Origin of the sequence: Pseudomonas sp. KD5 (assembly GCF_012932895.1) — a bacterium.
Taxonomy (GTDB): domain Bacteria; phylum Pseudomonadota; class Gammaproteobacteria; order Pseudomonadales; family Pseudomonadaceae; genus Aquipseudomonas.
In genome coordinates, this window is record NZ_JDWJ01000007.1 from 370,866 (window position 1) to 382,378 (window position 11,513).

Genomic DNA, 11,513 nt, shown 5'->3' on the forward strand with positions numbered 1-11,513 from the left:
GAGAACATGGCTGTTGATATTTTCATCAAGATCGGCGACATCAAGGGCGAGTCCATGGACAAGGCCCACAAGGACGAAATCGACGTCTTGAACTGGAGCTGGGGCATGTCTCAGTCCGGCAATATGCACGTGGGCGGCGGCGGCGGTGCCGGCAAGGTGAACGTCCAGGACCTGTCGCTGACCAAGTACGTCGACAAGGCTACACCCAACCTGATGATGCACTGCGCCAGCGGCAAGCACATCGACAAGGTCAAGCTGACCGTGCGCAAGGCCGGCGGCGAAAGCCAGGTCGAGTACATGATCATCAACCTGGAAGAAGTGCTGATCAGTTCCCTGAGCACCGGCGGCTCGGGCAGCGATGATCGTCTGACTGAAAACGTCACCCTGAACTTCGCCAAGGTGCTGGTGGACTACCAGCCGCAAAAAGCCGACGGCACCAAGGAAGGCGGGCCGATCAAGTTCGGCTGGAACATCCGCCAGAACGTCAAGGTGTAATCGAACGTGCCCCCGTCGTTATGCGCCGGGGGCATTTTGGTGCTTGCTCGAATCCAATCCTTTCCCATCCGGTGTCTGAGTCATGGCCAAGCCGTCGTTTATTAATTTGTGGAAAGCGTATTCCGATCTCCTGGTCACGTACCCTGATGCAAAGCCCTGTGATGGCCCTTGGGAAAACCAGTGTGCTATCCGCATGAGCATGACGCTCAACACAGAGCTGACCATCAAGGTCAACAAATCCACCTATACCGAACCCAAGTGTGCACATGAGCACGCCCGGGGTGCCGAGTCACTGGCGAACTGGTTGTGGAAGCATCATCTGGGGCGGCCACTGATTCTCGGTGGAAGTGCCGAAGAACGTCGGAAGTTGCAAGACAAGACCGGGCTCATCTTCTTCAAGGATTGTTTCCAGCAGACAGGAGAGTCATCGGACAGTCGCACCGGCGACCATATCGACCTGTGGAATCGCGGCCTGACCATCGGCCGGTATAGCGACCCATCCTACCGATCCCGAGCCATCTGGTTCTGGGAGCTGACATGATCAAGTCCAGCCGAAACGCTGTGGTCCTGTGTTGCGTATTGTCGAGTGTATCCGCGTGCGCCGACCAGCAAGCCCCGTCTGCTGCCGCAGACCAGGTAGTCACCCTGGGCGCACAACAGCTGACACTGGAGAACGACCAGCAGCGCTGCGTGTTGCGTAAACCGGATCGGAGCGTGCTGCCACTTGAAATGCCATGGCCTTGCCAATTTGCGGTCGACCGCCAAGGCAAGCCGCACGTCGAGTCCTTCAACAATGTGCCGATTGCCATCGTGCTGCACATAAGCGTTGACCCTGCGAACAGTCGCGACTGTCGGTCCGAGTACCGCGCCGTACGCCAGATCAAAGGCCAGCTCGAACCTTCGGTGGTTTCTCGCAGTGCCAGTTGCCTGCGCGGTGCAGGCGATCAGAAAGACTACACAGCGCTTTTCACTTGGTAAGCGACTTCACATGCAATCACTTACGACTCTGCGCATCGCGCAAAACAGGTTGGGCTTTGAGGGTTGAAATGATCAAACGAACCCTGTTGATGCTGCTGTCCGGCTGCCTGCCGTTGAGCCTCAACGCCTGGGCCGGGCAGCAACCACTTGCTGCCCCCAGCAATGAAGTCATTGTCGCCGGACAAACATTGACTCTGGAAAACCACGATCAGCAATGTGCGTTACGCAAACAGGACCAAAGCATCTTGAAACTAGACATGCCGTGGCCTTGTTTTCTGAGTGTCAACCGTGAGGGTCAGCCACGGGTCGAAACCTTCAACAACGCCCAAATCATTATCGTGGAGCACTCCACGCCCGAGCCCCCTCCCAGCCGTGATTGTGACGCTCGGTATCAGGCCATCCGCCAAATCAAAGGTCAGCCCATGGAAGTGTCAAACGTCGCCCATAGTGCTGGCTGCATGACCGGCGGCATGGACCAGAAAAATTTCGTGGCGCATTTCTCGTGGTAACCGACATCGCCACCCGCGATCGCCTGCAACCGTCCCTGCTGGATCGGTTGACCGACGACGACCCAAGCAACCTCAAGGAAAGCGCCGACAAGCGCGTACTGTCCCTGACCCAACTCAAAGCCTCGGTGCTGCGGGACCTGGCGTGGCTGCTCAACACCACGTCATTGCTCAGCGCCGATGCGACGCTGCACACACCGGCCGGCACTTCGGTGGTCAACTTCGGGCTGCCAGCCCTGGCCGGCAACAGTGCATCGAACGTCGATATCGCGGCGCTTGAAGCACTGATCCACCAGGCCATCGCCACGTTCGAGCCGCGGATTCTGCGCCATACCCTGCGCGTGCGGGCCCGGGCATCCGCCGAGATGAATCACAACGCCCTGAGTTTCGAGATCGAAGGCGACCTCTGGGCCCAGCCAGTGCCGCTGCGCCTGATGCTGCAAACCGACCTGGACCTGGAATCCGGCCATGTGCGAGTGGTCAACGCCGACCAGCGGAGACACTCATGAACCCGCGCCTGCTGGAACTGTACAACCAGGAACTGCACCACGTGCGCGAAAGCGCGGCGGAGTTCGCCCAGGAATACCCGAAAATCGCCAGTCGGCTGACGTTGTCTGGCATGGACTGCGCCGACCCGTACGTCGAGCGCTTGCTGGAAGGGTTCGCCTACCTGACGGCGCGGGTACAGCTCAAACTCGATGCCGAATACCCGACCTTCACCCACAACCTGCTGGAAATCGCGTACCCCCATTACCTGGCGCCGACACCCTCGATGACCGTGGTGCAATTGCAGGCCGACCCCGATGAAGGCTCACTGAGCAGCGGTTTCCCGTTGCCTCGGGATACGGTTCTGCGCGCCGCCCTGGGTCGCGAAAGCCAAACCTGCTGTGAGTACCGCACCGCCCATGCGGTGACGTTGTGGCCATTGCAGGTCAGCCAGGCCGAGTACTTCGGCAACCCGTCCGCCGTGCTCGGGCGCCTGGCCGCCAGCGCCCCCAAGGCCAAGGCTGGCCTGCGCCTGACCCTGCGCACCGGTGCCGAACTGCCGTTCAACAGTCTGGCCCTGGACAACCTGCCGCTGTACCTCAACGGCGCCGACGAACAACCCTTTCGCCTCTACGAACAGTTGCTGGGTAACGCCTGCGCCGTCTTCGCCCGTCAGCCCGGCGGCGATTGGGTAGAACGCCTGCCCCAGGATGCACTGCGCTCCGTGGGGTTCGACGATACCGACGCCGCGTTGCCAGTGGTGTCGCGAGCCTTCCAGGGCTATCGCCTGTTGCAGGAATACTTCGCCCTGCCCCGCCGCTTTCTGTTTGTCGACTTCACCGGGTTGAGCCGGGCGGTCAAACGCTGCCAGGGCCAGGAGCTGGAATTGATCGTGCTGTTCGACCGTCACGATCCGAGCCTGGAAGGCAGTGTCGGTGCCGCACAGTTCCTGCCGTTCTGCACCCCGGCAATCAACTTGTTTCCCAAGCGCCTGGATCGCATCCACTTGTCGGAACGTGTGAATGAACACCATGTGATCGCCGACCGTACCCGGCCGATGGATTTCGAGATTCATTCCCTGACCGCCCTCACCGGCCACGGCACCGGGTCGGAACAGCCTTTTTTGCCGTTCTACGCCGTCCGCGATCCGTCTCGCTACGGCCGCGATCAGGCGTATTACACGGTGCGGCGCGAACCCCGTATGCTCTCCAGCGGTCAGCGGCGCAACGGCCCACGTTCGACTTACATCGGCAGCGAAACCTTCGTCAGTCTGGTGGACAGCCAGCAGGCGCCCTATCGTCACGACCTGCGCCAATTGGGCGTAACGGCGTTGTGCACCAACCGCGACCTGCCGCTGTTCATGAGCGTGGGTAACAACAAGACCGACTTCACCCTGGCCGACAGCGCGCCGGTAGCGGCGGTACGCTGCGTGGCAGGCCCGAGCCGCCCACGCGCCAGCCATGCCCACGACGCCAAGGCCTGGCGGTTGATCAGCCAGCTTTCGCTCAATTACTTGTCCCTCAGCGAGCAAGGCCAGGGCGCCGCCGCCCTGCGCGAGCTGCTGCGCCTGTATGGCGACGACAACGATGCAGCCTTGCAATTGCAGATCGAAGGCCTGCGCGAAGTCAGCAGCAAACCCTGCACCCGACGTTTGCCAATGCCGGGCCCGATCGTGTTTGGCCGCGGTATGGAAATCACCCTGGAATTCGATGAGAACGCGTTTCGTGGCACGGGCGTCTTCTTGCTCGGTGCAGTCTTCGAGCGCTTCCTGGCACGTTACGTGTCGATCAACAGTTTTACCGAGACGGTGATCCGTACCACCGAGCGCGGCGAGATCATGCGATGGAAAGCCAAACCCGGACGCCGTCCGACCCTGTGAATACCCTGGACGCGATGCACCAGCAGCCCTGGGAATACGACTTCTTCCAGGCATTACGGCGCATCGAGTGCGAATCGCCTGAGCTTCCGCGCCTGGGCCATTCGTTGCGCCTGGCCGATGACCCCTTGCGCCTTGGGCAACAGGCCGATTGCACCTTCGCCCCGGCGACCCTGGCCTCGGTACAGCCGGGCATCGACGGTTCGCCGGCGCGTCTGGAACAGTTCTTTTTTGGCCTCGGCGGCCCCAACGGCCCGTTGCCGCTGCACCTCACCGAATATGTGCGTGAACGCCAGCGCAACAACGCCGACAGCACCAGCAAACGCTTTCTGGATGTGTTCCATCATCGCCTGCTGAGCCTGTTTTACCGGGCCTGGGCCGAAGCACGACCGACAGTCAGCCATGATCGCCCGGACGATGACTACTGGTCGGCACGTCTGGCAGCGCTGAGCGGTCGAGGCATGCCGAGCCTGCTCAAACAAGGCCTGATACCCGACACGGCGAAGCTGCATTACAGCGGTCATCTGTCGGCACAAACCCGCTATCCCGACGGTTTGAAGGCAATCATCGGCGAGTACTTCGGCCTGCCGGTGGAGATCGAAGAATACGTCGGCCAATGGCTGGTGCTGCCGGAGCGCAGCCGCGTGGGCGTCAGCGCTCATCAATTGGGCGTGGATTTTTGCCTGGGCCGCTGCGTCTGGGATCGCCAGCACAAATTCCGCATTCGCCTGGGGCCGCTCAAGCTGGATGACTACATGAGCATGTTGCCCGGCAGCCCATCCTTCAATGAGCTGGTGGCCTGGGTGGCCGAATACCTGGGCCATGAACTGGACTGGGATCTGAACCTGGTTCTGAAACAGCCCGAAGTGCCGACACTGCAACTCAATGGCCGCTTCCGCCTGGGGTTCAATACCTGGGTGGGCAAGCCCGCAAAAGATGCCAAGGACTTAATACTCGCCCGGCATTACGCCGAACAAGCCAACACCTCACAGATCTCAAGGAGCCAAGAGCATGGGTGAAATCAGTCGCGCCGCGTTGTTCGGCAAACTCAATAGCGTGGCCTACAAAGCCATCGAAGCCGCCACCGTGTTCTGCAAGTTGCGCGGTAACCCTTATGTGGAACTGGCCCACTGGTTTCATCAGTTGCTGCAATTGCAGGATTCGGACCTGCACCGCCTCATCCGCCAGTTCAATATCGAGCCGGCGCGCCTGGCCCGGGACCTGACCGAAGCCCTGGACCGTTTGCCACGGGGCTCGACGTCAATCACTGACTTGTCTTCCCATGTGGAAGAAGCCGTGGAGCGTGGCTGGGTCTACGGCAGCTTGATGTTCGGCGAAAGCCAGGTGCGTACCGGTTATCTGGTGCTGGGCATCCTCAAGACCCCGAGCTTGCGCCATGGATTACTGGGACTGTCGGCAGAGTTCGACAAGATCAAGGTCGAGGCCCTGAGCGAGCGGTTCGACGAGTACGTCGGCGACTCGCCGGAAAATGCACTCAGCGCCAGCGATGGTTTCAACGCCGGCAGCGTGCCCGGTGAAGCCAGTGGCGCCATGGCCCCAAGTGCCATGGGCAAGCAGGAAGCGCTCAAGCGTTTTACCGTCGACCTCACCGAGCAGGCCCGAAATGGCAAGCTTGACCCGATCGTCGGCCGTGACGAAGAGATCCGCCAATTGGTAGACATCCTCATGCGTCGTCGGCAGAACAACCCGATTCTGACCGGTGAAGCCGGCGTCGGTAAAACCGCCGTGGTCGAAGGTTTTGCCCTGCGCATCGTCGCCGGTGACGTGCCGCCGGCGCTCAAGGATGTGGAACTGCGCAGCCTGGACGTCGGCCTGCTACAGGCCGGCGCGAGCATGAAAGGTGAATTCGAACAGCGCCTGCGCCAAGTCATCGAAGACGTCCAGGCCTCACCAAAACCGATCATCCTGTTTATCGACGAAGCCCACACCCTGGTAGGTGCCGGTGGCGCCGCCGGCACCGGGGACGCGGCCAACCTGCTCAAGCCGGCTCTGGCCCGGGGTACCCTGCGCACCGTGGCCGCCACGACCTGGGCCGAGTACAAAAAGCATATCGAAAAAGACCCGGCCCTGACCCGCCGCTTCCAGGTGGTGCAAGTCGCCGAACCGTCCGAAGACAAGGCGCTGCTGATGATGCGCGGCGTGGCCTCGACCATGGAAAAACACCATCAGGTGCAGATCCTCGACGAAGCCCTGGAAGCCTCGGTCAAACTGTCCCATCGCTACATCCCCGCGCGCCAGTTGCCGGACAAATCCGTGAGTCTGCTGGACACCGCCTGCGCCCGGGTCGCCATCAGCCTGCATGCCGTGCCGGCCGAAGTGGACGACAGCCGTCGGCGCATCGAGGCGTTGGAAACCGAGCTGCAGATCATCGCCCGCGAGCACGCCATCGGCATCGTCATCGGCGCCCGCCAGACCCAAAGCGAAAACCTGTTGAGCGCCGAACGCGAACGCCTGGCCGAACTGGAAAACCGCTGGGCCGAAGAAAAAGCCCTGGTGGATGAATTGCTCGCCACCCGCGCCACCCTGCGCGAGCGCGTCGGTGTGGTGGACAGCGAGGACGGCAGCGAGACCAGCCACGCCTTGCGCGAAAAACTGGTGGACCTGCAACAGCGTCTCAGCGCCCTGCAAGGAGAAACGCCGCTGATTCTGCCGACGGTCGATTACCAGGCCGTGGCCTCGGTGGTCGCCGACTGGACCGGGATTCCGGTGGGCCGCATGGCCCGTAATGAACTGGAAACCGTGCTCAACCTCGACCAGCACCTGAAGAAACGCATCATCGGCCAGGACCATGCCTTGCAGATGATCGCCAAACGCATCCAGACCTCCCGCGCCGGCCTCGACAACCCGAGCAAGCCGATCGGGGTATTCATGCTCGCCGGCACCTCCGGCGTGGGCAAGACCGAAACCGCCCTGGCGCTGGCCGAAGCCATGTACGGCGGCGAGCAAAACGTCATCACCATCAACATGAGTGAATTCCAGGAAGCTCACACGGTGTCCACCCTCAAGGGCGCGCCACCGGGCTACATCGGCTATGGCGAAGGCGGCGTGCTGACCGAAGCCGTGCGGCGCAAACCCTACAGCGTGGTACTGCTGGACGAAGTGGAAAAGGCTCACCCGGATGTGCACGAGATCTTCTTCCAGGTCTTCGACAAAGGTGTGATGGAGGACGGCGAAGGTCGGGTGATTGACTTCAAGAACACCTTGATTCTGCTGACCACCAACGCTGGCACCGAGCTGATTGCCCAGGTCTGCAAAGACCCGCAAAACGTGCCGGAGCCCGAAGAAATCGCCAAGGCCCTGCGCCAACCGCTGCTGGAGATTTTCCCGCCGGCATTGCTGGGCCGGCTGGTGACCATTCCGTATTACCCGCTCAGCGACGAGATGCTCAAGGCCATCACCCGCCTGCAACTCAACCGCATCAAGAAGCGCGTGGAAAACACCCACAAGGTGGCTTTCGATTACGACGACGCGGTGATCGACCTGATCGTCTCCCGTTGCACCGAAACCGAAAGCGGCGGGCGGATGATCGACACCATCCTGACCAACAGCCTGCTACCGGACATGAGCCGCGAATTCCTCACCCGCATGCTCGAAGGCAAAGCGCTGGCAGGCGTGCGGATCAGCGCCCGGGATAACGAATTGCACTACGACTTCAGCGACGCCGCCTAAGCGGCCCTCCTCCGTAGGAAGGAACCGAGCAGTGACAAGGGATAACTGATGCTATTCAAGCAACTCTCACGCCTGGCAAAGATCACCAGCCCCCTGGGGCCGGATGTGCTGTTGCTCAAGGACATGGGCGGAGACGAAGAATTGGGGCGGCTGTTCAGCTATGAGCTGCAGTTGCACTCGCTGGACAACGCCATCGACCTCAACCAGTTGCTCGGCAAACCCATGTGCCTGAGCCTGCAACTGGACGGCGGTGGCGAGCGTCATTTCCATGGCATCGTTGCCCGTTGCAGCCAGAACGTCGACCAGGGCCAGTTCGCCAGTTACCAGGCCACGCTGCGGCCCTGGCTATGGCTGCTGACCCGCACCTCCGATTGCCGGATTTTCCAGAACCTGACCATCCCGCAGATCATCAAGCAGGTGTTTCGCGACCTGGGTTTTTCCGATTTCGAAGATGCCCTGAGCCGGCCCTATCGCGAGTGGGAATACTGCGTGCAGTATCGCGAAACCAGCTTCGACTTCGTCAGCCGCCTGATGGAACAGGAAGGAATCTACTACTTCTTCCGCCATGAACAGGGTCGTCATGTACTGGTGCTGGCCGACGCCTACGGCGCCCATGCCAACGTGCCCGGCTATGCCTCGGTGCCCTACTACCCCAAGAATGAACAGCAGCGCGAACGCGATCACATCTACGATTGGCACCTGGCCCAGCAAGTCCAGCCGGGTTCGCTGGAACTCAACGACTATGATTTCCAGCGCCCCAGCGCGCGTATCGACGTGCGCTCGGCCATGCCTCGTCCGCACACCGCCGGCGATTATCCGCTGTACGACTACCCCGGCACTTATGTGCAAAGCGCAGACGGCGAACACTACGCCCGCACCCGCATCGAAGCGTTGCAGACCCTGCACGAACAGGTCGAGCTGGCCGGTAACGCCCGAGGCCTGGGCTCGGGTCATTTGTTCAGCCTCACCGGCTTCAGCCGCCAGGACCAGAACCGTGAATACCTTATCGTCGGCACCCGCTATTACATTTCCCAGGAAAGCGGGGAAACCGGTGGTGGCGCGCCTTCGGCACAGTTCGAAAGCAGCCTGACCTGCATCGACGCCCAACAAAGCTACCGCCCGCTGCCCAACACCCACCGCCCCATCGTCAAAGGCCCGCAGACCGCGTTGGTGGTGGGCCCCAAAGGCGAGGAAATCTGGACCGATCAGTTTGGCCGGGTGAAGGTGCATTTCTATTGGGACCGGCATGATCAGTCCAACGAAAACAGTTCGTGCTGGATTCGCGTGTCGCAATCCTGGGCCGGAAAAAACTGGGGCTCGATGCAGATCCCACGAATCGGCCAGGAAGTCATCGTCAGCTTCCTCGAAGGCGACCCGGATCGGCCGATCATCACCGGCCGCGTCTACAACGCCGAACAGACCGTGCCCTATGACTTGCCGGAAAACGCTACCCAGAGCGGCATGAAAAGCCGTTCGAGCAAGGGCGGCTCGCCGGCCAATTTCAACGAAATCCGCATGGAAGACAAAAAAGGCGCCGAGCAGTTGTACATCCATGCCGAGCGCAATCAGGACATCGTGGTCGAGGTGGATGAAAGCCACTCGGTGGGCCACGACCGCAACAAAAGCATCGGGCATAACGAAACGGTGACCATCGGCAACAATCGGCTGCGCATCGTCAAGCAGGAAGACATTCTGTCGGTGGGCCAGCGCAAGACCGACAGCATCAGCCAGAGCTACGTCATCGAAGTGGGCGAAAACCTGCGGCTGGTATGCGGCGAAAGCATCCTGGAGCTCAATGCCAGCGGCCAGATCAACCTGACCGGCGTGCAAATCAGCTTCTATGCCAGCGGTGACGCCGAGATCAACACCGGCGGCGTGCTGCACCTGAACAACGGCGGCGGCCCTGGCGCCACGCCTGACGGCCAGGGCGTCAAGGCCAGCATCGACGCCAATATCAATGCCGCGTTTCCCAAGCCCAAGGGCTAATCACGAGATCTGTGTTCCATGGCTTACCGAATCAATGAATTCCAGTTCCAGCTGCCGGCAAGCGAGCTGCAAGACGCGACGATCAACATCCTCAAGTTCCCCGAACTGGGCACCTCGCTGATAGTCAGCCGCAGCTTGCTGGCCGAGGGCGAAACACTGCAAAGCAACTTCGACGACCAGCTCAAGCGCCTGGAAAAACAAGTGCAGGACTTGCGTTTTCAGCCGGGCGTCGCCGTGCGCCTGGGCGCCAGCCAGGAGGTCGAAGGCATCGAGTTGCGCAGCCAGTTCAACAAGGGCAACGACAAAGTCTTCCAGTATCAGTTGGCGCTGGTATTGCCCGGCACCCGCAAAATGCTCGCCCTGAGCTACGTGAAGGCGGAAAAACTCGGCGATGCCGAAGCCGCGCATTGGGCAACCATCAAGAGTTCGCTGTTGTTCGACGTTCCGGCCTGATGAGCACCCTGCATGTCTGACGCACTCTGGGCCGCCCGCCTGGGCGATGCACTCGACCACACCTCGATGATGGCCGACATCCTCGGCGGTGTGCTGGAGGTGGCGGCCAANATCGCGATCACCGCGNTGGCGACGGCTGCCGTGGTGGCGGCNACGGGCATCACCGTNGCCACCGGCGGNCTCGGNTGCTTTCTGCTCGGCGCGGTGGTGGGCACCATCGTCGGCCTNGCCATGAGCAAGACNGGNGCCGACAANGGCTTGAGNAANCTGTGCGAGAGCTTCAGCAATNCGCTGTTTCCNCCCACGGTGCAGGCGACGATTCTCACCGGTTCCACCAACACCCTGACCAACAACATCCCCGCCGCCCGCGCCGCCGGGGCGATCCCGTCCCATGTCGCGCCGGCCGGCACCGAGCTGGAGGCACCCGAGCCCGAAGCCGAGCCCAGCTATCTGGACATGGCCGAGAGCTTCTTCTCGCAGATGTGGCGCCCCACCGTCGCCACCCCNGCGCCCGGCGCCGTACCCAAGCCGCTGGACCTGGTCACCTGCATGAAGCATCCACCGATGCCGCCGCANTTTCTGGCCGAGGGNTCGGACAAAGTCACCATCAACGGCCAGCCCGCCGTGCGCAGCGGCGACCGCACCACCTGCGACGCCAAGGTCGTATCGTCCGGGCTGATCTCNTCGAACGTNACCATTGGTGGCGGTTCGGTGGTNGTGCGCGAGATCCGCAGCGGCAAGACCCCGGGCGTGGGGCTGGCGGTCACCGCGTTGCTGATGCTCAAGGGCNGCAAAGGCAAGTTCTTCAGCAAACTGCCGTGCATGCTGATCGGCGGCGCGACGTCGATGGCTGTCAGCAGCGCCATGGGCGCCATGGCCAACGCCGCCATGGGTTCGTCGAACCCGGTGCATGCNGCNACCGGGGCCAAGGTGCTGGGTGGGGACGAAGAGCTGGATTTCGTGCTGCCGGGCATCTTGCCGATCGATTGGCAGCGCTTCTACAACAGCCGTGACGAACGCCGCGACGGGCTGTTCGGCGCCGG

11 protein-coding genes are annotated in these 11,513 nt (G+C 61.7%); all 11 read left to right on the plus strand.

Going from position 1 to position 11,513, the window contains the following annotated elements:
* The first annotated feature begins 6 nt into the window (after window positions 1-6).
* Entirely contained in the window at window positions 7-495 is a 489-nt protein-coding gene (locus AF70_RS18055; RefSeq protein ID WP_018927416.1) for a type VI secretion system tube protein Hcp, read from the plus strand.
* 82 nt (window positions 496-577) lie between these two features.
* Entirely contained in the window at window positions 578-1,036 is a 459-nt protein-coding gene (locus tag AF70_RS18060; protein ID WP_028939182.1) for a type VI secretion system amidase effector protein Tae4, read from the plus strand.
* Window positions 1,033-1,473, plus strand: a complete 441-nt coding sequence (locus AF70_RS18065; RefSeq protein WP_019580414.1) for a hypothetical protein — start codon at window positions 1,033-1,035, stop codon at window positions 1,471-1,473. The genes AF70_RS18060 and AF70_RS18065 overlap by 4 nt, the downstream gene beginning before the upstream one ends.
* A gap of 89 nt (window positions 1,474-1,562) precedes the next feature.
* Entirely contained in the window at window positions 1,563-1,982 is a 420-nt protein-coding gene (locus AF70_RS18070) for a hypothetical protein (protein WP_169342489.1), read from the plus strand.
* On the plus strand, window positions 1,976-2,488 hold the full coding sequence (gene tssE, locus AF70_RS18075) for a type VI secretion system baseplate subunit TssE (protein WP_028939183.1): 513 nt from the start codon (window positions 1,976-1,978) through the stop codon (window positions 2,486-2,488). Before AF70_RS18070 ends, tssE begins: the two co-directional genes overlap by 7 nt.
* Window positions 2,485-4,344, plus strand: a complete 1,860-nt coding sequence (tssF, locus tag AF70_RS18080) for a type VI secretion system baseplate subunit TssF (RefSeq protein WP_019580411.1) — start codon at window positions 2,485-2,487, stop codon at window positions 4,342-4,344. Before tssE ends, tssF begins: the two co-directional genes overlap by 4 nt.
* Window positions 4,308-5,360 (plus strand): type VI secretion system baseplate subunit TssG, encoded by a 1,053-nt coding sequence (gene tssG, locus AF70_RS18085; RefSeq protein ID WP_026331811.1) that lies wholly within the window; start codon window positions 4,308-4,310, stop codon window positions 5,358-5,360. The genes tssF and tssG overlap by 37 nt, the downstream gene beginning before the upstream one ends.
* Window positions 5,353-8,031, plus strand: a complete 2,679-nt coding sequence (tssH, locus tag AF70_RS18090; protein WP_028939184.1) for a type VI secretion system ATPase TssH — start codon at window positions 5,353-5,355, stop codon at window positions 8,029-8,031. The genes tssG and tssH overlap by 8 nt, the downstream gene beginning before the upstream one ends.
* Window positions 8,032-8,079: 48 nt before the next feature.
* Complete coding sequence (locus tag AF70_RS18095) at window positions 8,080-10,017, plus strand: type VI secretion system Vgr family protein (protein ID WP_028939185.1); 1,938 nt, start codon at window positions 8,080-8,082, stop codon at window positions 10,015-10,017.
* An 18-nt stretch (window positions 10,018-10,035) separates the two neighbouring features.
* Window positions 10,036-10,470: a DcrB-related protein gene (locus AF70_RS18100; protein ID WP_019580407.1), complete on the plus strand. Its 435-nt coding sequence runs from the start codon at window positions 10,036-10,038 to the stop codon at window positions 10,468-10,470.
* Window positions 10,471-10,482: 12 nt separating this feature from the next.
* Window positions 10,483-11,513 (plus strand): PAAR domain-containing protein (locus AF70_RS18105; protein WP_178119831.1); only part of this gene is annotated, 1,031 nt, incomplete at its 3' end.

Excerpts from the sequence above, each read along its gene's own strand:
- tssF (WP_019580411.1), top strand. The coding sequence starts at position 2,485 with ATGAACCCGCGCCTGCTGGAACTGTACAACCAGGAACTGCACCACGTG.
- AF70_RS18055 (WP_018927416.1), top strand. The coding sequence starts at position 7 with ATGGCTGTTGATATTTTCATCAAGATCGGCGACATCAAGGGCGAGTCC.
- tssG (WP_026331811.1), top strand. The coding sequence starts at position 4,308 with ATGGAAAGCCAAACCCGGACGCCGTCCGACCCTGTGAATACCCTGGAC.
- AF70_RS18065 (WP_019580414.1), top strand. The coding sequence starts at position 1,033 with ATGATCAAGTCCAGCCGAAACGCTGTGGTCCTGTGTTGCGTATTGTCG.
- AF70_RS18070 (WP_169342489.1), top strand. The coding sequence starts at position 1,563 with ATGCTGCTGTCCGGCTGCCTGCCGTTGAGCCTCAACGCCTGGGCCGGG.
- AF70_RS18095 (WP_028939185.1), top strand. The coding sequence starts at position 8,080 with ATGCTATTCAAGCAACTCTCACGCCTGGCAAAGATCACCAGCCCCCTG.
- AF70_RS18060 (WP_028939182.1), top strand. The coding sequence starts at position 578 with ATGGCCAAGCCGTCGTTTATTAATTTGTGGAAAGCGTATTCCGATCTC.
- tssH (WP_028939184.1), top strand. The coding sequence starts at position 5,353 with ATGGGTGAAATCAGTCGCGCCGCGTTGTTCGGCAAACTCAATAGCGTG.
- AF70_RS18100 (WP_019580407.1), top strand. The coding sequence starts at position 10,036 with ATGGCTTACCGAATCAATGAATTCCAGTTCCAGCTGCCGGCAAGCGAG.